This is a genomic window from Sorangium sp. So ce327 (genome assembly GCF_051530205.1).
In the GTDB taxonomy this organism is placed as follows: Bacteria; Myxococcota_A; Polyangia; order Polyangiales; family Polyangiaceae; genus Sorangium; species Sorangium cellulosum_B.
The window spans coordinates 9,578,629-9,603,631 of record NZ_CP150330.1 but is presented as its reverse complement, the minus strand read 5'-3'; the positions used below and the strand labels follow the sequence as shown (position 1 = coordinate 9,603,631).

Sequence of the window (25,003 nt, the reverse complement as noted above, 5' to 3'; positions counted from 1 at the left end):
AGGAGCTGGAGAGCGTGCGGCGCTCGCGGGCCGTCCTTGTCACAGATCGCCCGCTCCGGCCGATGACGCGCCATGAGCTCACGTTCCTGGGGATTGGTCGCCGCGGTTACCCTCGTGGCCTGTGGCTCGCAAGGGCCTGCTCCGCGCGAGAGTCGCCACGCGTCGGCCGCTGCGCCTGGACGCGCGGAGGCGCCCGCGCTGCTCCCCGTGCCTGCGCCTGAGCCTGCTTCGGCGCCTCCTGCCGAGCCTGCCATCGCGCTCGCGTCCGGCGATCCGATCGTCGCCCGCGCCCGCCTCGAGGTCGCCCGCGGCGTCACCTACGATCCAGCGTGGGTCGCGATCGGCTACCCCAACGGCGATCCGGCCCCCGATCGCGGCGTCTGCACCGATGTCGTCGTACGCGCCGTCCGCGCCGCGGGCGTCGATCTCCAGGAGAGGATTCACGAAGACATCCTCGCGCGCCGGGCGGTCTACACGACGGTCGAGCGTCCCGATCGCAACATCGATCATCGCCGCGTCGGGCCGATGCTTACCTACCTGCGCGCCCACGCCACGTCGCTCCCCAGGACGTTCGACAGGGCCGCAGTGAGCACCTGGGAGCCTGGCGATATCGTGGTCTGGGCGCTCAAGCCGTGCCCTTCGTGCACGCCGGATCACGTGGGCATCGTCAGCGATCGCAAGGGGCCGCGCGGCCTCCCGCTCGTCCTCCACAACATCGGGCCGACGCCGAGCGAGGACGATGTGCTCGACGCCTGGACCGTGCTGGGCCACTTCAGGCTCCGTCTGAGCCGCTCAGGGGCAGGCAGCAGAGCAAGAGAGAGTTCACAGGGAGACGGGGAGACGGGGAGGAGAGAGAGATAGACAGAGCAAGGTGGAGAGGCGAGAGGTGGGGATCATCCTTCGAGCCTGCTCGCCGCCCCGCATCGATGCCGTCCGAAGCCGCCGGCGCCGAGCCTGCGGGTTCGAACGACTGATCCCCATCTCTCGCCTCCCCGCCTCCCCGTCTCCCTGTGAATCTCTCCTTCTTCCTCTCCTCCCAACAATTTTTTTCGCCCCCCGTATCCTTCCGGCCGCGCCGTTCGTCGGTGGGCCATGACGACGACACCCCCGACCGAACGACGCCTCTACGTCTCCATGATCACCTCCCTCGACGGCTACATCGAGGGCCCGGGCCGCGAGCTCGACTGGTTCCAGGACGGCAACCCGCAGTTCGAGCGGTACTGCGACGAGATGATCGACTCCGTCGGCCTCGCGGTCTACGGGCGCACCTCCTACGAGCTCATGCTCCAGTACTGGCCCGACGCCGAGGCGCACGCACGCTCGCCGCAGGACCTCGCGTTTGCGCGCAAGATGAACGCCCTGCCCAAGGTCGTGCTGTCCCGGACCCTGACGCACGCCGCGTGGGCCAACACCCGCGTGGCCCACGACCCCGAGGAGATCGCCGCGCTCAAGCGGCAGCCCGGCAAGCCAATCGTCGCGTGGGCCGGCGCCGCGCTCGTGTCGACGCTGATCGAGCACCGCCTCGTCGACGAATTCCGCCTGATCGTTCACCCGGTGGTGCTCGGGGGCGGCACGCCGCTGTTCGCGCGCCGCGACCAGCGCCTCTCGCTGCGGCAGATCCGGACCCAGAACCTGGGCGGCGGGCTGTCGGTCCTGTGCTACGAGCCTGTCTGGTCATGAGCGACGAGCCGCGCGACCTCGGCGAGCTGAGCAATGACGTGAAGGCGTCATGGCAGCGGTTCCTCGACGTGTTCGAGCCGCTCCGGCCCGAGCTGTACCGTTACTGCCGCTACCTGACCCGGAGCCCGTGGGACGCCGAGGACCTGGTGCAGGACACGATGGCCCGCGGCTTCGTCACGCTCGGCACCCTGTTCCACGAGCTGCCCAACCCGCGCGCCTGGCTGTTCCGGGTGGCGTCGAACCTCTGGATCGACCGCGCCCGGCGGCAGCGGCTCGAGCGCGACGCGATCGGCGAGCCCGCGGCAGCGCCCCCGGCGCCAGGGCACGCGCCCGATGAGCGGGCGTCGCGCGAGGCCGCCGGCACCCTGGTCGCGCACCTGTCGCCCCAGGAGCGCGCGGCGGTCGTGCTCAAGGACGTGTTCGATTTCTCGCTCGAAGAGGTCGCCGCGTCGCTCTCGACCTCGGTCGGCGCGGTCAAGGCCGCGCTGCACCGCGGCCGCGGCAAGCTCGTGGCGCCCGAGGCCGACGAGCCCCGGGCGCCCGCGCCGGGCGTGCTCGACGCCTTCTGCGCCGCCTTCAACGCCCGCGACCTGCCGGCCCTGACCTCGCTGCTCCTCGACAGCTCGATCACCGAGATCGTGGGCGTGGTGACCGAGTACGGGCGCGAGCCCCCGGCCGATCCGCGCACCGGGTCGTTCGTCGGCAGCCTCTCGCCGATCACGACCACCGACGCCGGCGGGGTCGATGCCCGTCACCTGGTGGGCTACCTCGGCGGCCCGCCGCGCTGCGAGGTGCGCGAGCACCGCGGGGAGCTCTTGCTGCTCTTCTGGTTCGATCACGACACCGGACCGGCGGTGCGCACCGTCTGGACCGTCGAGACCGACGGCGAGCACATCGCCCGCATCCGCAACTACTTCTTCACCCCCGATGTGATCGCCGAGATCTGCCGCGAGCTCGACGTGCCCTTCCGCACCAACGGCTACCGCTACTGGATCCACGGGTAGCGCCCGGTCGCTCAAGGACGAAGGGCCACGGGGGGTGAGCGGCTGTCCACCAAGAGCACGTGGGGATACCCGGGAACGGCGATCTCGCCGCGGCGGCGTCCTGGCTGGGCAAACCACTTTACAAGGACCTCGGCCCTCCTTAGGCGGGTGAAGCCCGGGTCGGGTCGCCGGGGCCGCCGGGCGTCGCCCTATGAGCCGAGTCACGACATGTCGCCTGGAGGGGCTCACCTGTGACGTGGTTCACGTTCGCTGAGATGTCAGTCCGGGCTGATCTTGACAGGTTGGATGGAATGAGGTGTCCTGTCCCAGGGGCAGGCGTCGTCGAGGGCCGCCTGTCTGACCGGGGGTATCAGGGGGGATCCATGAGTGTCGTTATCAAGCAATCGACCGAGACACGAACCGGCATCTCCGTCGTGAAGACCGCGGGGGCCATCGATACGTTCAACATCCTCGGCCGCCGCATCCATACGATCGAGAGCACCCATCGCGATCAGCGCATCCTCATCCACCGGTGGTTCGGTGAGGTCTTCGATGAGGAGATCAAGGAGATTCTCGGAGGGCACTTCGTGGAAGCCTTCGTCGAGAGCAAGTGCACAAAGATCCTCGCTGACCTGAGCCAGTGGGCCGCGAGCTGGGACGGCGTCAACGATCACCTGCGAGACGACGTGATGCCGCGGCTCTTCGCAGCCGGCCTGCGGCACCTGGCCGTGTTCGTCAAGCGAGACGAGAGCGTGGAGGACGACGCCAATCGATTCGCGCTGGAGCGATTCGCGAACGAGATCGACAACGTGAACGCCTCGTTCTCCTCCGAGCAGGACGCCCTGCAATGGCTGAGGACGCGCGGTTGAGCCGCGCGATGAACGCTGAGCGAGGGGCGCCGGGATGCAGGAGCACCACGACATAGCACGCAGCGAGGCCGCTCCTGGGCACGGGCAGCCGGACCGCTCACCGGCGAGGCTGGGCGAGATATTCGATCAGCTTCGCGACGCCGTCATCGTCTATCGACTCGACGGCTCCGTCGCTGATTACAACGCCCGCCTGCTGGAGATGTTCGAGGTCGGGCACGAGGGCGTGCGCCTCTTCGATGTCGTCGAGGGCAGCGCCGGCGTTGCTCATCCGCTCGATCCGCTGCGCAAGCTCTGGCCCGAGCTGCTGGGCGACGTCCACAAGAGCTTCGAGTGCCGTCCCCGTACGCTCCAGGATGGCAGCCTGCTCCACGTGGAGTGCTACGCTCGCAAGGTGGATCTCGCGTCGGGCCAGGCGATCCTCGTCGATATCCACGACGCGGCGCGGAGGCGGCGAGCCGAGGAGGCTCTGCGGGAGAGCAAGCGACAGCTCGAGCAGCTGGTCCTGAGCCGCACGGCGGCGCTGCAGGAGAAGATCCGGCTGATCGAGGAGCAGCAGGAGGCGCTGTTCGCGCTGTCTACCCCGGTGATCCAGGTCTGGCAGGGCATCCTCGTCCTGCCGCTCGTCGGCACGGTCGACAGCAGGCGCTCGCAGCAGATCATGGAGAGTGTGCTGTCGAGCATCGTCAGGACCTCGGCGCGGGAGTTGATCATCGATATCACCGGCGTGCCCTCGGTGAGCGACGAGGTCTCCCGTTACCTGCTCCAGACCATCGGCGCAGCGAGGCTTCTCGGCGCGACCTGCTCGCTCACCGGGATATCGGCGGAGGTCGCGCGATCGCTCGTCGCTCTCGACGTCGACTGGTCGTCCCTGCGGATCAGCGGGACCCTCCAATCGGGTTTGCAGGCCGCGATCGCGCGGGTCTGAGCGGGATGCTGTGAGGCCCCCTCGCCCGCGTCCGATCGGGCTGCCCCCCCGGACGCAAGGGGAGCACGGCCCATGAGGCCAACGGACGAGGCGAGAAGTACGCGCTGGAGATCTCCCCGACAAAGGGCGCAGAATGGCCCGAGCGATGCGGGCGACCTCCGGACCTGCTTTCGAGCTCACGAGCTACCGGCTCGCGGCGCGCCACGAGGGCCTCGGCCGCATCTTCGCGGGCCTCGCGCTGCTCGCGATCGCGGGGCCTTTCCTTGCCAGCGTGCTCGCCATGATCCTCGCAACCGCGCTGGGCGAGCCGAGCCTCCGCGGGGTCGCGCTCAGCGCCCTCGCCCTGACCGTGCCCGGCGTGGTCGCCGCCCTGGGCCTCTCCCTCGCGAGCGCCCTGGCCATCACCACCGGCATTCGCCGGAAGGGGCCGGTCCGCGTGACCGCCGACGCGGCCGGGCTGCGCTTCGCCTTCGGCGCCGTGGAGCGCTCGATCCCGCGCGCCGACATCCTCTCTGGCATGGTGCTGTCGGATCTGCGCGTCCGCGTCGAGCTCCGCCTGAGCCGCGGGCGGGTGATCGAGGTGCAGATCGCGCGGGAAGAGGAGGGCGCGCGCCTGCTCGCGGCCCTCGGGATGGGCCCGACGGAGCGGCGCGTCGCGGTCTCGCTCGGCAGCGTCCACCGCGAGCTCGCGGCCGGCTGCATCGGTCTGCCGCTCTTCATGATCCTCTGGCTCATCGTGATCGCAGCGATCGCCCTGCCGCTGCCGGCCTCTCGCAGCGCCGGGCCGGTCGTGGCGTGGTTTGCCCTCGCCCTGGGGTCGACGTGGCTCCTCCGTCGCGCCGCGCGCCGCACCCAGGTCGTGGTGGGCACCGACGGTGTGCGCATCGATCGGCCCTTCTCGTCCGTCTGGGTCCCTTATGCCGAGCTCGACTCGGTCGGGAGGCGCGGTGATCGGCTCGTTCTCTCTCGCCGAGGCGGCGGCATCCCTGTCGTGCTCCGGACGGGGGAAGCGCTGACCGAGGCGCTCGCGCAGCGCATCCGCGATGCGCACGAGGGGGCCGCTGCCGGCGCAGCGCCGCGCGGCGCCGAGGCGCTGGAGCGGGGCGGCCGCGACCTCGCGGCCTGGCGCGAGGACCTCCGCAAGCTGCTCGCCGGCGGCGACTACCGCGCCGCCGGTCTGACCCCCGAGGACGCGCTCCTCGCCCTCGATGACGTGAGCGCCCCGCGGGATCGCCGGGTGGGTGCCGCCCTGCTCCTGCGCGTCGCCGGCTACCCCGAGGCGCAGGAGCGCATCCGCGTCGCCGCCGGGGCCACCGCGGACGATGCGCTGCGCGCGGCGCTCGAGCGCGCCGCCGAGGACGAGGTCGACGAGGCGGCGCTCGCGCGGGCCTTGCGGTGAGCCGCACGCCGCTGAGCCACTCTGGGCCACGCGCGACGGGGGCGTCGGGCGGCGCTGTAGAAGGCGAGATTTTCAGGGATACCCGGCAGTAGCGAGATGGCACATGTCCTGCAAGCTGTGTTGAGCGGAGGTGTTCATGTCACGTAACTTTCTTTCGGACGATGCAGCCTTGTTAGCGCCGCTGCCCACGCCGCCGCCTCGGACGGCGGCCCTGGTGCAGCGGGTGTCTCGAGCGGCCGCAGCGGCGGCTGCCGTGTTCGTGGTCGCCTGTGGTCCTCCGGGCGTCGACGAGGGACGGGACCCGGACGATCAAGGCGAGATCATCCCGCCGATGCCGCCGCCACCTCCGGACGAGGAGATCATCCCGCCGATGCCGCCTCCGGACTGCGAGGGCGGCGAGATTGTCCCGCCGATGCCGCCGCCGGACGGGGAAGAGGGGGGGATCATCCCGCCGATGCCGCCGCCGCCGCCGGACGGGGAAGAGGGGGAGATCATCCCGCCGATGCCGCCGCCGCCGCCGCCTCCGGACTGCGAGGGCGGCGAGATCATCCCGCCGATGCCGCCGCCGCCGGACGGGGAAGAGGGGGAGATCATCCCGCCGATGCCGCCGCCGCCGCCGGACGGGGAAGAGGGGGAGATCATCCCGCCGATGCCGCCGCCGCCGGACGGGGAAGAGGGGGAGATCATCCCGCCGATGCCGCCGCCTCCTCCCCCGTGCAAGTGAGGCGTTCGATCGTCGCACCGTTGCGCTCCCCAACATCGTGAGGTCGAAGATGGGCGAACAGGAACGTGAGCTGGAAGTTGCGCCCGAGTGGTGGCGCTGGGCCACGGAGAACCTGCTGCGCGGCGTGCCCGAGGGCCAGATCTCGGAGCAGCTCCAGGCGGCCGGCGTCAGCAGCGCGCAGGCCGGAGAGCTGCTCTCGGCCATCGTCCGTTCGCCCATCTTCGTCGCCGCTCGGCCTTTCGCGAGGTCGGCGCGGCGGCACGAGATGCTGGCGCGGCTCCAGCAGAGAATGGCGTCGGTCGCCTGCGATCCGACGGGGATCCCGCGGCGCTCCGGCGTGTCCGGCGAGGAGCTCCGCGACGTCTATGTCGCCGGCAACATCCCGGTCGTCCTGACCGACGTCGTGACCCGCTGGCCCGCCTTCGGCCGGTGGACCCCGGCGTACCTCTCCGAGCGCTTCGGCGATGTCGTTGTCGACGTCACGACAGGACGCCAGAGCGATCCCGACTACGACATGCACGCGGCGCGGCACACCGAGAGCACGCCGCTGCGCGACTTCGTCGCGCGCATCGCCGGCGCCGCGCGCGAGGAGACGAACGACTTTTACATGGTCGCCAACAACCGCGTCCTCGAGCGGACGAGGCTCGGCGCGCTGCTGGACGACGTGGTGCTCCCGGACGGGTACTGCGCCGCGCAGCGGCTGCTGGGCGCCTCGGCGCTCTGGCTCGGCCCTGCCGGGACCGTCACGCCGCTGCACTACGACACGTCCAACATCCTGTTCGGGCAGGTGTACGGCAGGAAGCGTTACCGCATGATCGCGCCGTTCGAGACGTCGCTGTTCGACGGCGCACGCGCGATGTACGCCGATCGGGACCCGGAGAAGGACCCGATGGCCCCGGCGCTCGTGAAGGACGTCGTGCTCGAGCCGGGCGATGCGCTCTTCATCCCGGTGGGCTGGTGGCACCATGTCCGCGCGCTCGACGCCAGCATCAGCCTGGGGATCAACAGCTTTCCGTTCCACAACAACTTCGACTGGTACCGGCCGAGCAACATCGGTTGACGAATCGAGGGCGGCTGCGTCTCGACCATCAGGAACCTCGTGGTTCAGGGCGGTGATCGGCCCCGATGACCTCCCCGGGGGGCGGGCCGCGGCGTCACATCGAAAGGCGCGCGGCCTCCTGGACCTCCGCGATGCGCGGGTCGTCCGCGCGGCCGACCACGGCGAACCCGTAGCCATTGCGAAACCAGTACTTCGTCGCGAGCCCGCCGTCGCGGCGCGTGCCGGTGAGCTCGCCCGGGCGCGAGCTCGGGCGGATATAGAAGCTCACGCGCTGACCGCCTCGGTCCTCGTACATGAGAAGGACCGCAGGGCCGCTGGACGTGGGGAGCAGTCGGCCGCCGAGGAGGTCGAACCCATACGGCGCCAGATCGGGCAGCGCCACCGGGCGCCCCAGCCGACCGGAGAGCCAGGCCTGAAGGTCGCCCCCGTCCCCCGCCGCCATCTCCACCGGCCGCACGCGATCCGTGGCGAAGGTGCGGTACGCCTCGACCGCGTCGTCCATCGGAGCTGGCGCTCCGGGGAGGCTCACGGAGCGCGCCGTCCAGCCGCCGAGCGCGCCGATCCCGAGCGCGACCGCGAGCGAGGCGCCGAGCATCGCGCGCCGCTGGGAGCGCTGGCGCAGATCGCGCCGGATCGCGAGCGGGTCGAGGCGCGGGTTCGGCGGCAGCAGGGCGGCCCCGGCGAGCAGGGCCCGTAGCTCCCCGGTGTTTCGCCGAAGGTCGTCGACGCGCGCGCGCTCGTCGGGGTGCGAGGCGAGGTACGCCTCGACGTCGCGCGCCCTGTCGCCGTCGAGCCGATCGTCGACGAAGGCCTGAAGCTCGTCCTCGGTCGGGGGCCCAGGGCTCATTTGACCCTCCGGATCCGGGCGGGGGCCGGCTCGGCTTCGGTCAGCGCCCGGTAGGCGTCGCGCGCGCGGGAGAGGCGCGACATCACCGTGCCGATCGGCACGTCGAGGGCCTGCGCCGCCTCCTGGTAGGAGAGCCCCTCGACCGAGACCAGCGAGAGAACCGCGCGATGATCCGCCGAGAGCTTGTCGAACGCGCCGAGCGAGGAGCGCGCGATGACGGCCTCCTCGCCGGGGCGCCCGTCCTCGGCGCGGACGCCGAACGCCTCCAGCAAGCGCCGGACGCGCCCCGCGCGCCTCCGTCCGTCGAGGAACTGGCGGACCATGATCGCGTACAGCCAGGCCTTCAGGCTCCCCTCCGGGCGCTTCGTGTGCCAGCGCGAGAGGGTCTTCTCGAGGCAGCTCTGTACCAGATCGTCGGCGGCGCTCGCGTCGCGCGTCAGCGAGGCCGCGAACCTCCGCATGCCCGGCAAGAGGGCGCGCAGCTCTTCGTCGTTCAGATCGCTCATCGCCGTTCCCGCCCGCTCCTCGGCTCCAATGCCTCCACGGCCGCGAGACGCCGCTCGCGCCACGGTTATTCCGTGGGGGGATCTTCTTTGTAGCCCGCGGAATAACGCGCCCCGGGCCGCGTCACGGCTGCGACCTACCACGCCGCCTCGATGGCGGAGGAGCTCGTGATGTTCGGAGTTGTGCGTTCCCACGGGGGCCTCCGGGGCCTCTTGCGCGCGAAGGCCGGCGAGATCGCCCGTGCCTCGCTGATCTTCGCGATCCTGGCCGCCCTGGCCGCGGCGTTCGCCTTCGTCGCGGGGGTCCTGGACCCCTCGCGGCTGACCCCGGCGAAGCTCGTCGACGCGCTCGAGGGGCGTGACGGCCTGCACCCGGGCTTTCGCCGCGCGCACGCGAAGGGCGTCTGCTTCACCGGGCGCTTCGAGGCGAGCGGCGCGGGCGCGCAGCTCTCCAGGGCGAGCGTGTTCGCGCAGGGCGAGGTCCCCGTGATCGGGCGCTTCTCGACGGGCGGCGGCGCGCCGTACGCGCCCGACGGGCGCGTCGCCCTGCGCAGCATGGCCCTCGGCTTCTCGCTGCCGGGCGGCGAGCAATGGCGCACCGCCATGAACCACATCCCTGTGTTTCCGGTCGCGACGCCCGCGGCGTTCCTCGATTTTCAGCGCGCCACCTCGCCCGTCGCGGCCACGGGGGAGCCGGACGCCGCGCGCGTGGAGGGCTTCCTCTCGGCCCACCCGGAGACGCGCGCCTTCATGGCCCGGCTGCGCGACAGCGATCTGCCGTCGAGCTTCGCGAACGGCACGTACCACAGCGTGAACGCGTTCCGCTTCACCGGCGGCGCCGGCCCGGCGCGCGACGTCCGCTGGTCGATGGTGCCCGAGGCTCCCCTGGAGGCGCTGGACAAGGGGACGCTCGCCTCGAGGCCCCAGAGCTTCCTCTTCGAGGAGGTCATCGCGCGCCTCGCGCGTGGCCCGCTGCGCTGGCGGATGCGGGTGACGCTCGCGGCCCCGGGCGATCCCACGGGCGACGCCACGCGCGAGTGGCCCCAGGATCGCGAGCAGGTCGAGGTCGGCACGCTCGTGGTGGAGCGCGCCGCGACGGAGGCGGCGGGGCCCTGCCGTGACATCACCTTCGATCCGCTGATCCTGCCGGCCGGGATCGAGCCCTCGGACGATCCGCTGCTGAGCGCGCGCTCATCGGCCTACGCGGTCTCGCTCACGCGTCGCGCGGGCGAGGGGCCGGCGCCGAGCGCGCTCTCCCGTGGCCCCGCCGAGGAGGGCGCGCGCCGATGAGCCCTCCGCACCAGTTCCACCCTGCTGCGCGCATCCTGCACTGGATCATGGCCGTCGCGATCGTCGCCATGCTGTTCATCGGGGTGGGCATGGCCTCGACCGTGAGCGGCGCCCGGACCTCGCTGCTGCCGGTGCACCGGTCGCTGGGCGTCGTGCTCCTCGCGCTCACGGCGGTCCGCCTCGGGGTGCGCCTCGCGCGCCGCGCGCCGCCGCTGCCGGCAGACATGCCGGCCTGGCAACGGCGCGCGGCGGGCGCATCGCAGGTCGTGCTCTACGTCTTGATGTTCGCGATTCCGATCGTCGGCTGGGCGATGCTCTCGGCGGGGGGCTATCCGGTGACGCTGCTCGGCGGGGTCAGCCTGCCCTCGATCGCGCCGCAGAGCCCGGCGCTCCACGCGGCGCTGCGCCGCGCTCACACCTACCTCGCCCTGCTGCTCTTCGGCGTCTTCCTCCAGCACCTCGCGGCGGCGCTCTTTCACCTCTTGATCCGAAACGACGACGTCTTCGCGAGCATGGCGCCGCGGTGGAGGCCGCGGCTGAGCCGGCGTGTCCACGCGGGAGATGGGAGGCCCCCGTCGGATGTAGGAGAACGCGGCGCGAAGCTTGGTTAACGCCTATGAGGCACCCGTCTCCCGGTGGAAAGGCTTCCAGCCAAGGACGGGTCGTACCTATCCCCACGTCGGAGATGCCGACTCCGATCTCGCCATCTCGCCATCCGGCCAGCATTGTCGACCCCGGCGTGAGCCGCCAGCCACACTTTCTGCATCCTTACCATGAAAGAATCCTCCAGGTTGAACGTAGCCAGGGCGTCGTGTTCGTCAGGAATGCGGCGCCCTCACGAGGATCAGATTACGCAGAGGGGCCAAGCGAACCGTGTGCTATGCTCGTCGCATCTGTTTGGCTGCGGGAAACATGGCTTAGGGGTGTGTCGACGGCTGCGTTGATGGGTGCCTCTTCGGGGCCGCGCCTGCCTCGCCGGGGCCGCAGGTGATGACGGGAGGCTGCGGCCGCGGCGCATCACCCCGCGCATCTTCTCCGGGGGATCGAGGCGGTTTCGCGCAACCCCAGGGTTGAAGCCTCTGCGGCGTGCTGCGCGCGCCCCTGATCGCTCTCTTCTTCGAGGCATACCCCTTCCGCGGCGACCTCTACGTGGACGGCGGCGTGTCGTGGAATTACCCCATCGACCTCTTCGACGGCACGCGCCGCCGGCCTATCCTGGGCCTGCTCGGCAAGGCGGTCGGCATCAACCCCGGCACGCTCGGCTTCAGCCTGGGGACGAAGGCGCAGATCGACTCCGCAAAGGACGGCTGGCGCCCTCTGCCAGCTCGCATCGACGGCCTGGAGGGCTATGTAAAGGCCCTTACCTCGTTCGTCCTCGATACCTCGACCCTCCTGTCCCTCGACAGCGCGACCATCCAGAGGACCGTCTTCATCGACAACGCGAACATACCCACCACCGATTTCGAGATCACCCCCGCCCAGATGGACGCGCTGATCGAGAACGGCGCCGAGGCCACCCGGCGCTGGTTCGAGGCGCACCCGCTGGCCAGCTGGGCGGCGGCCAGCCGCTGAGACCCCGCGCGCGGGACGCGGTGCGGCGCCCCGGCGCTGGAAATTCCGCGAAATGCGGACGCCCCGACGCGGCGAGCGTCGCCGTGGCGCCGTGCCTGCCGCGCAGTACAGTGCAGGGTGAAGGCAAAGGGGGTGGCCTCGAGGAGGCCCTCGGTGCCGCCCGATGGGTACACGTGCCGCCCAACCCGAAATTCGCTCTTGCGGCCGAGACGACCGGGCAGGCGCGAGCCGGACACGCGCACCTGAGGATCCTGGCAAAAGCCGCGAGTCGGCTCGTGCTCTGCGACGAGCCTTCGGCTCTCCTCGGATCCCTCTTCGAGGAGCTGGCAGACGACCTCGGCGTCGAGCTCTACTTCAATTACATGATCGGCGACGAGCCGAATACCCTCGTCCTCGAGTCGGCCGCGGGCATCTCGCCCGAGGACGAGCGGCGATATCGGACGATCAGGTTCGGCCAGTTCATGTGCGGGACCGTGGCGGCGACCCGGATGCCCCTCATCGCCCTCGATCTCCAGCGCTCGAGCCTGGAATGCGGGTCGGAGCTGAGAAAGGCGGGCGTGCAGGCCTATGCGGGATATCCGCTCATCTCGCACGACCGCCTGCTCGGGACCCTGGCCTTCGCCACCAGCAAGCGCTCGCACCTGAACGCCGACGAGCTCTCGCTCATGCAGACGCTGAGCGTGCAGGTGGCGGCCGTCCTCGAGCGCAATCGCCTCTGCCGGAGCTTGCCTCGATCGACGGCGCGGCGGCCTCGGCCTCGGGCTCTCGCTCGTGCACAGCCTGATCGCGATGCACGGCGGATCCGTCGAGGCCCACAGCGAGGGCCCAGGGCGCGGATCGACCTTCCGCGTCCGGTTGCCGCTCTCCTCCGCGCCAGCTCGTTCCATTGGACGACCGGAGCCCGTCCGGCCAGCGACCGCGTCGCGGGAGGGGTCGCTCCGGGTGCTCGTGGTCGAGGACAACCGCGACACGGCGGACATCCTCAAGCAGTTGCTGGCCCTCCTCGGGCATCAGGCCGAGGTCGCGTACACGGGCCCCGCGGGGCTCGCCATGGGGCGCACGCTCGCGCCCGACGTGGTGCTCTGCGACCTCGGGTTGCCGGGGATGGATGGGTATGCCCTCGCGCGCGCGCTGCGCGCCGATCCCGCCACGGCGCGGGCCTACCTCATCGCTCAGACCGGGTACGGCCACGCGGAAGATCGCCGCCGCTCCCGGGAGGCGAGGTTCGATCTGCACATGACGAAGCCGATCGATCCCATCGAGCTCGAGCGGGTCCTGTGCTCCGTCGGCGCCCGCGCTTAGACAAAACGTCCGCAAGCCAATCGTGACGCCGGTGGAGACTGGCCATCACAACCGAGCTAGCCGTCCATCATCGAGCACCACCCATGGAGATGACGTCGAATACGCCTCGGTCCCGGCGATCGACAGGCTTGGTGCATCCGCGAGCCGATCGAGTCCTTCTCGGAGCTTCATGCCACGATCGGTGAGCCGATAGACCAGCGATAGCATCGGGTAGCCATCAGCCGGCTTCGGTCCCGTCGCCCGCTCCACGACCGCACTCGAATCGTGATCTGCCCATTGCTCCAGCCGGCGTGGTAGGAACAGATCGCCCGTGCAGTCGAGCAGCTCCCACAGCTCGGCGCCCAGTCGCGATTTCTGGCCGCACATGGCCAACGGCGTCTGCCACTCCGTCGACAGAAGAGCCACTATGAGCTCGTCGAATCGACTGAGGCGTATGGCTCCTCTCGTGCTCCTTCTTGGAAAGAAGGAAGAGAGAAGCGCCCACAAGGGAGCGAGCTCTGGAAACCCTTTGACGCCACGCGTGCACCTTTCGACGAAAGGCAATGGATTCGTATCGACGTACCTCTCCCAGAGGCGGACGGCACGATCGTAGCGTTCCCGTGGCCAGGGGCGCGCCTTGTCGAGGCGCTCCAGAAGAACCTCGTCGGGATGATCAGACACCGATGCGGAGCAGTCGAACGGAGGCAGCGGTTCCTCAGGGATCCTTGAGCGGTGTACTGGATCAAGATCGACGATAAAGACATTGTGACGCGCGATCCCCAGGTGACGCAACCAGCTACAGGCCCTCCAGAGGTTGACTCGCTCGTGGAGACTCGATGACACCCACAGGACAACGGGCAGATCCCAGCGGACATCAGATGAATAGAGCCGGTCCCACACATCGGACGAACACCACCATGCCTCACGCGTCCGAGCATGCTCCATGGTGTCCATTCGACTCGGTCCGATAATAAGGCAGTCGGACGCGCGCACCGTATTGCCCGCGCCGAGTCGTGCCAGGCGCTCTGTCGTCGGCGTGTCGAAGGCAACATGCGTTGCGTCCCGCATGGACTTCTGGATCGTCGTGTTCATTCAAACCCACACCGGTAGCACTCGTCGTACGTGTATCGCTTTTTGAGCTGACAATCGCGCCGACAGATTGCGCAAAGAGATTTGCCGCCGTCGATGATGCGCGTGCATGGATGGCCTTTGTCCTCGCAGTCGACGTACATGTCTGTGCATGTCTTGTCGGGCGTGCACCCTGCCATCTGCTCAGTGGCGCCGCTTCCCACATCGTCACCGTTCCCGAACCGGTCCCCGTAGCTGCTGACCCCGGTGGGAATGGTTCTCCGGCCCCTGTGCCTTCCGTCCCCCTAAGATAGCACTCGCCCAGGTCGTAGTTGCACGCCCACACCGTGAGACCGAGAGGAATGAGAACAGGGATCGCCTTCAATTTCAGCCTGTGGCGCATGCTCCTCCTCCAAGTTATTTCCAGATGCGTGTGCGGAGGGGCGGCGTCAACTGTGATTCAGGGCATGGATTGCGTCCCTGCGGTTACGGCTTCTCAAGCTCGCCCCGGTCCGAAGCCGAGCTCGATCTGAGCGCAGCGGGTTGCACATCGTCGCGGCCGAGCTCGGTGCGGACCATCGGAGGTCGAGGCGCACGTCGGCGCGGCCTTGAGCCTGCTCGGCGTTGTCAACATGCTCAGTATCGTTGCAGGGGCAGGTGTTGAGAATCAGGCTGGTTGATGTTCTTTCGCTCCGGTGAGCTGATGGCCTTCGCACCGGTAAGCGGGCCCCGGTGCCGGGCGTGGAACCAGGGAAGAAGCCCAAGGACGAATGACGCCGGCCGCGGCGCTGCCGTGGCACCCAGGTCGAGCGCGCATCGGCCGTGGGGCGAGCGGCACCACGGAGAGCCCGTCCGCAGGAGGGGCTCCTCGCCTCAGTCGTCGCCCGTCAGGCCCTCTCACCGCGTGAGCGGCGGCCAGTGTGCGGGAAGTAGGCAGCTTCGCAGCACGAGCCTCGAGCTAAAACTCCCAGAGGTCCAGAGAGGCGAGCGCGGCGACGGTCGTGGCGGCGGCGAGCGCGAGCGACGCGATGACCGAGAAACAGCTCGCCGCCCAGACGCGCCCCGGGAGAGCTGGGTCCCATTCGCCCCGCGCGTCCGGCCGCGGGGCGGAGGCGAAGTCGCAGTTCGCCAGGCCGTCGCCCGTCTCGGGATCGGCGAGCACGACGCCGTGGAACGATGGCCCCGTACGCACCGTGACTTGCGCGATGCGCCCGCGCGGGGTCTGCACCGTGAGCGTCGTCACCGAGCCGAGGCCCGAGTACAGGCGCAGCGCGATGTCCCAGCCGTTCGTCCAGAGCATGGGCCAGTTCCTGAGCCGCACGCCCGAGTACGCCTGGCTCTTCTGGAGCACGGCGCCGACCTCGCCGCGCGCGAGGAGCCGCAAGCGCTTCCTCGCGCCCGCCAGCGACACGCCCCAGAGCACGACGAGGAACGCAGCCATCGCCGCGGCGCCCTCGAGCGGTCCAGCGAACCACGGGGCGAGCAGGGCCGGCGCGATCAGCATCGTGAAGGGAGGAAACAGGGCGATCCTGAAGAAGGACCATGCCCCGCGGGACAGCTCCGCGAAGACGTACGCGGCAGGCACGGCGCGCGGCCCCGGCCGGAGCGGCGCGACAGGGCGAGCGCGCTGGGCAAGCGCCGATTCCATCGCGCGGAGGGCCTCGCCGAGGCGAGCTGCTTCTCCGGCGTAGTACGCGCGCTGGCCCTGGAGGAGCTCCACGGAGGCCGGCACCCCCGCCGCGGCGGGCGGCGGCGTGTACGTGGCGAGCGGAATCGGGGCGACCCCGCCTTGCACGAGGCGCGCATTGAGGGCCGCGACACGCGCCACGACCTGCACGAGCGCGGCGTAGCTCTCGAGCACCTGCGCCTCGGCCGTTCGCACGAGGGCCGCATCGTCGGATGCACGATACATCGTCCAGCTTGCATATCGAGCGGGAGCGCCCGCCGCAAGAGCGCGGTGGCAGCATCGTCCCCGCCATCGGTGCTCGGCTCGCCGTGTCCGGTGCCGAGCGTGTCGCCGGGATTCCTGCGGTGACCAGCGGCTTGCGCCGATCGGGGCGCACGGCGCCCCTCGTGCCTTTCAGATCGCTGGCTACGTCCTTGAAGAGCTGGGTGACTGTCTCTTCTCGGGTGGCCGCCTCGGTCGGGGCGTCAGCGGCCAGCGGCGCGTCGGCCAGTGGGCCGAGCCCGCCCGCTTCAGGCTGCGGGGAAGCGAACGCGCAGCGAGCTCGGCCCGCGGTCCTGCAGGTTCGAGCCGGCGTAGCTCAATGTCGGTTCGGCGAGCTCCCAGCGCGGCAGCGAGAGCAGGGCGCGCACCGACTCCTCCACTTCCATCCGGATGAGCGGGGCTCCGGGGCAGTAATGAGCGCCGCTCCCGAAGGTCAGGTGCCGGCTCTGCTGCCGGGTGATATCGAAGCGGTCCGGCTCGGAGAACAGCCCGGGATCGCGGTTCGCCGCGGCGATCATCGCGAAGACGAACTGCCCCTCGGCGACCCTGGTGCCCCGGATCTCCGTGTCCCTCGCGCACATACGGCTGAGGGAGAGCACGGACGGCTCGAAGCGCAGGCTCTCCTCGACCGCGCCGCGGACGAGGCCTGGCGCCTCCCGGAGCTTCGCGAGCTCGGCGGGGTGGTTGAGGAGCGCGAGCACGGTGTTCGCGATCTGGTTCACGGAGGTGACGAACCCCGCGGCGACCATCTGGAAGCATTGCATGGCCGCCTCGCCCGCGAGCTCGGTGTCTCCGCCTTCTGCCTCGATGAACCTGCTCGCGACGTCTTCGCCCGGCGCCTTCCGGCGCTCCTCGACGAGCCGCATCATGTAGTCGACCATGTCACAGCAGCTCTGCTTCACCGCCCGCTTCTGCTCGTCCGAGGTGACCCCGCCGCCGGCGAGCTTCAGGAGGTCCGTCGACCATCTCATGAACTGCGGCCGATCGGCCTCGGGTATCACGAACATCTCGGCGAGCGTGTTGAGCGCGACCGCCTCGGAGAACGCCGAGACGACATCCATCTCGCCGTCGCGCCGCGCCTTCTCGGCGGCGCGCTGCACGAGCCCCGCGACCCGCGGGCGCATCCACTCGACGGCCGACGGCGAGAACCCTTTCATGATGAGCTGTCGAAGCTTCGTGTGGCGCGGCGGGTCCTGAAAGAAGGCGAGCCGCGACAAGGAGTCGAACGTCTTTCTCGAGAGCTCGTCCTCGCCGAGCATGCCCAGGCTGCCGAGGATCGCCGTCGCCCGCCGCGCGGTGAAGCTCGGGTCCTTCACGAGCCCCTCGATATCGGCAGGAGCGGTGATGAGGAAGCACTGGAGCGGCTCGAAGAAGTAGACCGGCGCCTCGGTGCGGAGCCGATCGAGCGTCGGGAAGGGATCGGCGAAGAAGCGTTCGCTCGTGAGGTCGAAGCCAGAGGTGACGGCCATGGTCCTTCTTTCCTTGTGGCGCCCGTGGCGCGGCGGAGATCCACGGCCAGGCTAGGGTATCGCCACGCCGCCGTGAAGCGGCCTGCCCGCGGGTCGATCGCCGCGCGGCGGCGGCCGAGGTGGGCGCGCGAGGCTCCGTGTAGGGCGGCCCGGCACCGCCTGACGCGTCAGCCAATGTGCGTGTGGAGGAACTCGACCGTGCGCTGCCACGCGAGCGCGGCGCTCTTCGGCTCGAACCTGGACGAATCGGTCGAGCGCATGAACGCGTGGCCGGCGTCGTAGACGTAGAGATCCATCGCGCCTCCACCGGAGCGCGCCGCCTTCTGGATCGCTTCGGCAACGGAAGGGTTCGCCCAGTCGTCCACCTTGGCGTAGTGCCCGCAGATGGGCGTCTTCACCTCGGCGAACTCCTCCGGTGCGATCCGCGGAAGACCGTAGAACGGGACCGCCGCCTCCAGCGCCGGCCGCACGTGACGTGCCGCAGCGAGGGTGAGCGCGCCACCCAAGCAGAAGCCCGCGACCGCGACCCTCCCGTTGCACCGCGGATGCGAGCGCAGGTAGCTGACCGCGTGGCCGAGCTCACCTACGGCCTTCTGGAAGTCGAAGGCGCCGATCAGCTTCGCCGCCTCCTCGTCGTTCTCGGCGAGCTTGCCGTGATAGAGGTCGGGGGCGAGCGCGAGGAAGCCCGCCTGCGCGAACTGCTGGCAGTGCGCTCGCATCACCTCGTTGAGGCCGTGCCACTCGTGGACCACGACGAGCCCTCCGACCTTGCCCGAGCCAGGCGGCTCGGAGAGGGCGCCCTTCATCTGCCCCGCGTTCCCCAACGAAAACGTCACCATCGTCGTCATTGTCCTGCTCCTTTCGTCACTCACTCTTCTTCACCAGGGCACGGGGCCGCGCGCGTCGAAGAACCCGCCGGTCGGGCCGGCGTCGTCGAGGAGCGCGAGCCTCACGGACGCGCGGGCGCCTTCCTCGACGGTCTGCGTGCCGCGGTGGCCATTCAGGTCGGTCGCGGTGTATCCGGGGTCCGCGGCGTTGACCTTGATGCCCGTCGGGGCGAGCTCCTTCGCATACTGCACGGTCACCATGTTGAGCGCCGCCTTGGAGGCGGGGTAAGCGATGGCGTTGAACGACGCGTACTCCCACGCTGGGTCGCCGTGGTTCGTGAGCCCGCCGAGCCCGCTCGACACCATGACGATGCGCGCCGCGGGCGACGCTCGTCGGAGCAGCGGGAGCATCGCATTCGTCACGGCGATGGCAGCGAAGACGTTGACCTCGAACACGTGGCGCACCTCGTCGAGCCGCGTCGCGCTCGGCGTGGAGCGGCCGAGGAGGATACCCGCGTTGTTCACGAGGACATCCAGCCGCCCGAGGTCGCGCTCGATCGCGCGAGCCGCTTCGGCGACGCTCGCGGTGTCCGTCACGTCGAGCGCGATGAAGCGCGCGTCGATGCCTTCTCGGCGCAGCGCCGCAGCGGCTCGCGCGCCGCGCTCCTCGTCGCGTGCTCCGACGAGCACCGTCATGCTCGCGCGGCCGAGCTGGCGGGCGGTCTCGAGGCCGATCCCCTTGTTCGCGCCCGTGACGAGCGCTGTTCGCTGGACGTTCATGCCCTCCATCTACGACCGAGCGCCCAGAGGAGATTGGGCGATCTTGGCTGACGCGCGTGCTTGGGGAGCAGGGAGCAGCCCGAGAACGCCGTAGCGCCGAGAAGGGCCGCGCTGTATCGTCCTCGGCATGGACCTCTCGGCGGCGCAGCGCGGGCGGAGCCGGATCACATTCTCACGCCCGGCTGCGCTCCCCGGCCTCACCGTCGGGCAGTTCCGGAGCGACGGGCCCCTGTTCACCTGCGTGACGGACCGCTACGCCACCGCGCTCCACTTCAGTGGCCGCTCCGAGTGGTCGCTTCGAGGCGCGCGCTGGTCGAGCGGCCCGGGCACGATCGACGTGAAGGTCCCCGGAGAGGTCTTCGCAGAGCACGCCCGCCAGGGCCAGCGGCGGTTTCAAGTCGTGATCTTCGACGCGCGCATGGTCGACGAGGCGCGCGCGACGCTGGACTCTCCCGCGTCGCCCCCGACGGAGAACGCGCTCTGCGCGCACGACCCGCGCGCTGCACCGCTGGCGGCGTTGCATCGCTCGCTGCTTCGCGGCGACGCGACGCCTCTCGAGCTCGCGGGTGTGTCGTCCGAGGCGCTCGCCGCCCTGTGCGATCTCACCACCATGCGCCGAGATCGGCCCCGTCCGCGCAGCGCATGGGCTCGCGCGGTGACGCGCGCGCGCGAGCTCCTCGATGCGCGGTTCACCGAATCGATCGCGCTCGACGAGCTCGCCGCCCACGCGCGACTCGACAAGTTCCGCCTCTGTCGTGCCTTCCGCGAGGAGGTCGGGCTTCCCCCGCACGCGTACGTGACCTACCGGCGCGTCGGCCTCGCAGGGGCGCTGCTCGCCCGGGGAGTCCCTCAGGCGGAGGTCGCTGCGCGCGTGGGGCTCTACGACCAGAGCCAGCTCCACCGGCATTTCAAGCGCATCGCCGGGGTGACGCCTGGGGCCTACGCCCGAGCCGCCCGCTGACTCTTTCTCCTCGCCTCGCCTACGCCTGCCGGATCAGCCTGTCGATCTCCGGCGGGATGCAGCCGTAGCCTTCGGCGGCGGCGAGCAAGGCGGCGTTGTGAGGCAGCCCGAGCAGGAAGCTCCGCGAATAAGGGGTGCCCTCGAGGCTCTTGAGGCGGCGGAGCAAGGGGGCGATCCCGCGGGCCATGGCGTCGCGGGCGCCGCGGAGATCGCCGATGTCGACGTACGCGCCGTGGAGGGCGAGGTAGATACTTGAATGTCGCCGGCTTAGCTGCAAGCTTGTCAGGTGAACGGCTTGGTGCCTAAGGAGATACTCTGTCTTTCGCGCGCGATGCCCAAGCACTCAGGTGGAAACAACATGCTCCAGCTACTATCTATTCGGACGCTCACATGGGGATCCGATATGTATCTGGAAGAACTGGCAGCATGTCGTGTCGCTCCTTCAGACCGTGGTCAGCCTAAGTTCGGGGGTTCCAACTATTCACGAGCTCGCGGAGCACGGGGAGCGCGCCATGGAGCTCGATGGCTCCATCGGTCGAGATGATCCAGCGTCGATGGCGGCGCGCTCGACCGGACGAGGTCGGCGCGGTCAATCGGAGTCGGATTCGACCCTGTAGCCGCGCAGCACGGCCGGTTCGTTGGAACAGCCATCCGAGTTCTTTCCACCCCCATTAACGAGCAAATAGCCGGCACCTGAAGGGTAAGTGGTGTGCCACGAATCGAGCCAGCCGCCCATAAGCTCAATAGCATTCGCGCCGGCGACAGTCCTGGTCCACAAGCTGGCGCCAATGGTGCACACCGAGCCGTACGTGGCGCCGGTGTGGCTGGCGTATATGACACAGACCTTCGCAAACGGCTCGCCGCCGCAGCTGTACTGCGACGGCGGATGAGGCAGCGACATCTGAACGTACACCTTGTCGACGTCGGCAAGCCCGCCAGGAAACCAATTCAAGACTGGGCAGTGGTAAAGTTGCTGGATAGCTGGCTCTGGCCCCCAGTCATAACCGTTGCACTCGAATCCCGAGTATCGATCAGCCTGGATGGCTGCGGCGCTGTTCGAGATGGCGGCGACGGCCACGAGGGCGACGCTGCTTGCGGCAAAATGATTCACACGCATTGACGCTGACCTTTCTTTTGACTTGAATGAATCAGAGCGATGACTACAGGCACTTGGAGAAGATGACCGACATGGAAGAACCCTTGTCCTCACCACCTCCCAGCCCACCCATGACTTCGACGGCACAGTTGACCGAGTACCACGCCTCGGCGATGCGCTGGTTGTTTCGCATGGCGTTTGCCGCGCTGTCCCAGCGGACGTTCGCAACGCACATCTTCGACTTGCAAGCGAGCGACTCGACCTCAAAACCTACTTTTTCGGACAGCGTGCCCAGCTCCGATTTCAGCGCGACCGTCGCACGTGGCGCCCAATCATGATCCTCGGGAGCCCCTTCGAACGCGCGGAGCTTGGCCTCGAATCGTGCCTCCGCGAGCGCGGTCGCCTCCTCGTCGTCCAGCGCCGAAGCCGTTCGCGCCAGCGACCTCGGCGAAGTGCGCTCAGGCCCCGGGGCCGACGCCGGCGAAGAGGGGGACGCGGCCGCTGTCTTGTGGAGGTCTCCGCCCCGCGGAGGTGACGTGTGTTCTCGGGATCCCGACGAGCCGCGTCTCGGCCCCTGCGCCGCGGTTTTTTGCTCGGCAGACGCAGCTCTGGCTCTGCCGAGGCCGAGCATCAAGGCGGCACCGAGGATTGCAGCGGCGAAGGCCAACAGGCTCGCTTTCAACATAGACATGAACGTGTACTCCTTGAGCAGCGCCAGCAAAATGGATGTCCCCGGGCGCCATCCTGAGCGCGTTCTTTGAGGGACGACCAACGAGGCCCCCCAGAAAACTTGGTCGAAGTCCTCCGAGGGGGCTCGCCTCCGAGTTGCCAGAAACGAAGGAGCCCATGTTCGACCAAGTCACGCTCAAGGGCGAGTTCTTCGCAACGTTGGAGGCCCTGGACCGATCGCGCGGCGGGTGGCGGCGAGCCGGTGCCCGGCGTGCGGGGGCCCGCTGCAGGCGGGCAACTACCACCGCAAGCCTCGGGGCGCGCTCATCGCGTGTTGTTGAGCAGCGCCTCGACCTCGGTGCCGCTGAGGACCGGCGGCAGCTTCTGGGGCACCTTCGGCCAGGGGATCGCGACGGCGACCTCCGGACGCCCGAGCGTGGTGGCGTAGAGGAACTTGATCGCCGCCACGTACTGGTGCTGCGTCGCCTCCGCGATCTTTCGCTGCTCGGCGAGGTAGAGCAAAAACGCGCGCACCTCGTCGAGACCCATCTGCTGCGGCGGCTTGCGGTGGTAGGCTACGAAGGCCCGTGCGCAGCGGAGGTAATTGTCGCATGTCGACGGCTTGTATCGCCGCAGCTTCAGGTCTTCGGCCATTCGATCGCGGAGCTGTCCCATCGCTGCCCTCCTGGTGGACGCGGCGCCCGGGCAGGGGTGTCGCGAACGGCAGGATGGGCAGGGAATGCGGTGGCGGGCGGCCAGACCTGCGCTGCGCCGGGCGTTTTTTTTTTTTTTTTCGCAATGAACACCGGCAAAATCCACGCTGCGGCAGCAATGAGTGCCGTCACAACCGCAGCGAAGACAAGGAGCCGAGCCGCAGCAGGAAATCGCGGCTCGGTATCCGCAATGCTTAAAGGAGCAGGGCCCGCAGCATCTTCTTGAGCCTCACGCCGAGCTCCTGCACCTCGTCCGCATCGCGCTAGCCCTACTTTCGCGGAGCCGACAGGGGTCGGCAGTGTAAACGCGCAGCGCGCACTGAGAATCGTGCACGCCCCATGGATGTGGCGGCCTGCTGTCGCTACATGAACGAAGATGCACATCTTCGAGCGTGAGGTGGACGGTCGCCGCTACCGGATCGCGGCGCAGTCGGTGTGGGACGCGGCAGCGGGCCGCTCGGTCGCGAGGCAGGTTGTGCTCGGGCCGGCGGACCCGCCGCCGACGGTCGACCTCGGGCGAACTCGGACGGTCGGGACGAGAGCGGTGGGAGATGTTGGCGCGCTCGTTTGGGTGGCCGAGCAGCTCGATCTGGTGGGGCTGATCAATCAGGCGTGCGGTGAGTACGGTTCCAAGAACGGACCGTCCGTGGGCGAGATGGCCGTCGCCGTCGCGCTCCAGCGCGCATGCGCGCCGGGCCCGAAGCGTGACCTGGGGGACTTCCTCGACGGTGCGTTGCCGCGGGTTTCGTGCCTGCCCGGGTCAGCGTTTACGGGGCAGGCGTTTCACCGCATCGCGCAGCAGGTCACCGACCAGGAGCTGGAGGCCGCCCAAGTGGCGATCGCCCGGGCGGCGATCGGTCGGTTTGCTCTGTCAGCCGATGTGCTGGCGTTCGACTCGACCAACTTCGACACGCACATCGCGACAACGACCCCCGGCGAGCTGGCGCGTCGCGGCCACGCCAAGAGCAAACGGAGCGACCTGCGGGTGGTAGGACTCGGCCTGCTCGTGAGTGAGACCGGGCACGTGCCGCTCTTGTACCGCGCCTTCAGCGGCAACAGCTCGGATCAAGCGCTGCTCGAGGAGTGCCTGCAAGGGCTGAGCGAGCTGCACAGCGCGCTCGACGCCGGGGAGCGACGAACCAGCCCCGGTCAGCGGACACTCGTACGCGACGGAGGCTTCTGGAGCCCGCAGCTGGAGCTTCATCTGGAAGTCACCGGCTACTACAGCCTCATCTCGTTGCCCCTGGGACACAGCGCGGCCGAATGGGCATTGGAGCAAGCTGCGCAAAAAGGCGCGATGCGGCACCTGACCGGACAGTACGAGGACGTACGCGCTGCCCGCGTGCGGACCCGAGTCGGCGATCTTGACCGCACGCTCGTCGTCATCGAGAGCCTCACGCTGCTCGAGGGACAGAAGCGCGGTATCGAAGTGCGGCTGACCAAGGCCAAGGAGGAACTGGGCCGGCTTGAGACGCTGGTGCAGGCCGGCCGTATTCGACGCGCATCGCTCGAGCAGCGCGTACGTAAGGCGCTCGCGCGCGAGCACTTGGCCAGCTTCGTCGTGGTCGAGCTCGGTGGCGAAGAGCAGGCCCCGACGCTGAGTTGGCGGGTTGACGCGACTCGCCGGCGAGAGCTCGAGGCAACACGCCTGGGCAAGCGTGTGCTCTACACCGACCACCACACCTGGAGCACCGAACGCATCGTCCATGCCTTTCGCGGCCAGTGGAACGTTGAAGAGCTCTTCCGTCGCTCGAAGAAGGGAGGCGTCGTGCCCTGGGGTCCTTCGCATCAGTGGGCTGACGGCTCGCTGCGGCTCCACACCTTCGCGACGGTGCTCGGGCTGATGCTCGTCAGCCTCGCGCGCATCGCCCTCGGTACCGACACCTCCGCCCGCGCCATGATGGACAGCCTCGGCGACATCCGCGCCACGCTGGTCCGGACCGCAACGGGCGCCCAGGGACGGCGCCCCACGATCCCGCTCGCGCCCGAACTGAATGCAGAACAGCGCCGCGCGGCGCGCATCTTCGAGCTCGACCGCTGGCTTCCAGGTCTTTCTTCATCTAGACGACGAGATAGTGCAGCGCCTGGAAAACAAGCGCCTTCCTAAGCGTCGGGGATGCGCCTTGCGAAGGTAGGGCTAGGTCGCGGTCGAGCAGCCGCCGACGGGTCGGTGCCGGCCAGGTCGGCCTGCGCGCCGTCGTCGACTCGGGCGTGCCCATGCGAGACCTGGCCGGGGCCATCGCCGACAGGGTGGGGCCGGGGCCGTCCGTGCCTCACGGGGGCGCCGCGGCGGCCGGGCGACGGAGCTCACGCAGGCTCTGCGCCGGGCGGCGCGCGGG

General features: G+C 69.4%; 25 protein-coding genes and 1 pseudogene. 15 read left to right on the top strand and 11 right to left on the bottom strand.

Annotated features, from left to right (window positions below; genetic code table 11):
• Positions 1-207 precede the first annotated feature (207 nt).
• From WME95_RS35990 to WME95_RS35955, 8 genes are all read left to right on the top strand, one after another.
• Positions 208-861 (top strand): DUF1287 domain-containing protein, encoded by a 654-nt coding sequence (locus WME95_RS35990; RefSeq protein ID WP_437903842.1) that lies wholly within the window; start codon positions 208-210, stop codon positions 859-861.
• Positions 862-1,092: 231 nt separating this feature from the next.
• A complete protein-coding gene (locus WME95_RS35985) occupies positions 1,093-1,680 on the top strand; it encodes a dihydrofolate reductase family protein (protein ID WP_437903841.1) in 588 nt (195 codons plus the stop codon).
• The gene (locus WME95_RS35980) at positions 1,677-2,684 is read left to right on the top strand and encodes an RNA polymerase sigma factor (protein ID WP_437903840.1); all 1,008 of its coding nucleotides are present in this window, start codon (positions 1,677-1,679) and stop codon (positions 2,682-2,684) included. Before WME95_RS35985 ends, WME95_RS35980 begins: the two co-directional genes overlap by 4 nt.
• A gap of 362 nt (positions 2,685-3,046) precedes the next feature.
• Positions 3,047-3,532, top strand: a complete 486-nt coding sequence (locus tag WME95_RS35975; protein ID WP_437903839.1) for a hypothetical protein — start codon at positions 3,047-3,049, stop codon at positions 3,530-3,532.
• Between the two features lie 34 nt (positions 3,533-3,566).
• The gene (locus tag WME95_RS35970) at positions 3,567-4,457 is read left to right on the top strand and encodes an STAS domain-containing protein (RefSeq protein ID WP_437903838.1); all 891 of its coding nucleotides are present in this window, start codon (positions 3,567-3,569) and stop codon (positions 4,455-4,457) included.
• A gap of 133 nt (positions 4,458-4,590) precedes the next feature.
• Positions 4,591-5,856 carry a hypothetical protein gene (locus WME95_RS35965; RefSeq protein ID WP_437903837.1) on the top strand — a complete coding sequence of 422 codons (1,266 nt, stop codon included), beginning with the start codon at positions 4,591-4,593 and terminating at the stop codon, positions 5,854-5,856.
• 169 nt (positions 5,857-6,025) lie between these two features.
• The gene (locus WME95_RS35960; RefSeq protein ID WP_437903836.1) at positions 6,026-6,580 is read left to right on the top strand and encodes a hypothetical protein; all 555 of its coding nucleotides are present in this window, start codon (positions 6,026-6,028) and stop codon (positions 6,578-6,580) included.
• Between the two features lie 49 nt (positions 6,581-6,629).
• On the top strand, positions 6,630-7,640 hold the full coding sequence (locus tag WME95_RS35955; protein ID WP_437903835.1) for a cupin-like domain-containing protein: 1,011 nt from the start codon (positions 6,630-6,632) through the stop codon (positions 7,638-7,640).
• Positions 7,641-7,734: 94 nt separating this feature from the next.
• Here the strand turns inward: WME95_RS35955 and WME95_RS35950 are convergent, their stop codons facing one another.
• On the bottom strand, positions 7,735-8,487 hold the full coding sequence (locus tag WME95_RS35950) for an anti-sigma factor family protein (RefSeq protein WP_437903834.1): 753 nt from the start codon (positions 8,485-8,487) through the stop codon (positions 7,735-7,737).
• The gene (locus tag WME95_RS35945; RefSeq protein WP_437903833.1) at positions 8,484-8,993 is read right to left on the bottom strand and encodes a sigma-70 family RNA polymerase sigma factor; all 510 of its coding nucleotides are present in this window, start codon (positions 8,991-8,993) and stop codon (positions 8,484-8,486) included. The genes WME95_RS35950 and WME95_RS35945 overlap by 4 nt, the downstream gene beginning before the upstream one ends.
• A gap of 168 nt (positions 8,994-9,161) precedes the next feature.
• Between WME95_RS35945 and WME95_RS35940 the strand changes: the two genes are divergently transcribed.
• The 5 genes and pseudogenes from WME95_RS35940 (at position 9,162) to WME95_RS35920 (ending at position 13,154) form a co-directional block, all read left to right on the top strand.
• Positions 9,162-10,280: a catalase family peroxidase gene (locus tag WME95_RS35940; RefSeq protein WP_437903832.1), complete on the top strand. Its 1,119-nt coding sequence runs from the start codon at positions 9,162-9,164 to the stop codon at positions 10,278-10,280.
• Positions 10,277-10,891, top strand: coding sequence for a cytochrome b (locus WME95_RS35935; protein WP_437903831.1), 615 nt, complete (start codon positions 10,277-10,279; stop codon positions 10,889-10,891). The genes WME95_RS35940 and WME95_RS35935 overlap by 4 nt, the downstream gene beginning before the upstream one ends.
• A gap of 475 nt (positions 10,892-11,366) precedes the next feature.
• Positions 11,367-11,852, top strand: coding sequence for a hypothetical protein (locus WME95_RS35930; RefSeq protein WP_437903830.1), 486 nt, complete (start codon positions 11,367-11,369; stop codon positions 11,850-11,852).
• 20 nt (positions 11,853-11,872) lie between these two features.
• Positions 11,873-12,544 (top strand): annotated as a pseudogene (locus WME95_RS35925) (GAF domain-containing protein); the annotation flags it as partial.
• Positions 12,545-12,560: 16 nt separating this feature from the next.
• A complete protein-coding gene (locus tag WME95_RS35920) occupies positions 12,561-13,154 on the top strand; it encodes a response regulator (protein WP_437911060.1) in 594 nt (197 codons plus the stop codon).
• A gap of 45 nt (positions 13,155-13,199) precedes the next feature.
• Here the strand turns inward: WME95_RS35920 and WME95_RS35915 are convergent, their stop codons facing one another.
• From WME95_RS35915 to WME95_RS35895, 5 genes are all read right to left on the bottom strand, one after another.
• Positions 13,200-14,225 (bottom strand): hypothetical protein, encoded by a 1,026-nt coding sequence (locus WME95_RS35915; RefSeq protein WP_437903829.1) that lies wholly within the window; start codon positions 14,223-14,225, stop codon positions 13,200-13,202.
• Positions 14,226-15,159: 934 nt separating this feature from the next.
• Positions 15,160-16,083, bottom strand: coding sequence for a hypothetical protein (locus WME95_RS35910; protein ID WP_437903828.1), 924 nt, complete (start codon positions 16,081-16,083; stop codon positions 15,160-15,162).
• 314 nt (positions 16,084-16,397) lie between these two features.
• Positions 16,398-17,618: a cytochrome P450 gene (locus WME95_RS35905; RefSeq protein ID WP_437903827.1), complete on the bottom strand. Its 1,221-nt coding sequence runs from the start codon at positions 17,616-17,618 to the stop codon at positions 16,398-16,400.
• Between the two features lie 167 nt (positions 17,619-17,785).
• Positions 17,786-18,466 (bottom strand): dienelactone hydrolase family protein, encoded by a 681-nt coding sequence (locus WME95_RS35900; protein ID WP_437903826.1) that lies wholly within the window; start codon positions 18,464-18,466, stop codon positions 17,786-17,788.
• Positions 18,467-18,496: 30 nt separating this feature from the next.
• Positions 18,497-19,225 (bottom strand): SDR family oxidoreductase, encoded by a 729-nt coding sequence (locus WME95_RS35895; RefSeq protein WP_437903825.1) that lies wholly within the window; start codon positions 19,223-19,225, stop codon positions 18,497-18,499.
• Positions 19,226-19,352: 127 nt separating this feature from the next.
• On the opposite strand from WME95_RS35895, the gene WME95_RS35890 reads away from it, so the two are divergent.
• A complete protein-coding gene (locus WME95_RS35890) occupies positions 19,353-20,186 on the top strand; it encodes a helix-turn-helix domain-containing protein (RefSeq protein ID WP_437903824.1) in 834 nt (277 codons plus the stop codon).
• A 19-nt stretch (positions 20,187-20,205) separates the two neighbouring features.
• Here WME95_RS35890 and WME95_RS35885 read toward each other — a convergent pair whose 3' ends face one another.
• The 4 genes from WME95_RS35885 to WME95_RS35870 all read right to left on the bottom strand — a co-directional run bounded on the left by WME95_RS35885 (position 20,206) and on the right by WME95_RS35870 (position 22,626).
• Positions 20,206-20,463: a hypothetical protein gene (locus WME95_RS35885; protein WP_437903823.1), complete on the bottom strand. Its 258-nt coding sequence runs from the start codon at positions 20,461-20,463 to the stop codon at positions 20,206-20,208.
• A 312-nt stretch (positions 20,464-20,775) separates the two neighbouring features.
• The gene (locus WME95_RS35880) at positions 20,776-21,303 is read right to left on the bottom strand and encodes a hypothetical protein (protein ID WP_437903822.1); all 528 of its coding nucleotides are present in this window, start codon (positions 21,301-21,303) and stop codon (positions 20,776-20,778) included.
• Positions 21,304-21,346: 43 nt separating this feature from the next.
• On the bottom strand, positions 21,347-21,973 hold the full coding sequence (locus tag WME95_RS35875; protein WP_437903821.1) for a hypothetical protein: 627 nt from the start codon (positions 21,971-21,973) through the stop codon (positions 21,347-21,349).
• A 302-nt stretch (positions 21,974-22,275) separates the two neighbouring features.
• Positions 22,276-22,626: a site-specific integrase gene (locus tag WME95_RS35870; protein WP_437903820.1), complete on the bottom strand. Its 351-nt coding sequence runs from the start codon at positions 22,624-22,626 to the stop codon at positions 22,276-22,278.
• Positions 22,627-23,040: 414 nt separating this feature from the next.
• Here WME95_RS35870 and WME95_RS35865 point away from each other — a divergent pair, with 414 nt between their 5' ends.
• On the top strand, positions 23,041-24,771 hold the full coding sequence (locus tag WME95_RS35865) for an IS1634 family transposase (RefSeq protein ID WP_437903819.1): 1,731 nt from the start codon (positions 23,041-23,043) through the stop codon (positions 24,769-24,771).
• The last annotated feature ends 232 nt before the right edge of the window (positions 24,772-25,003 follow it).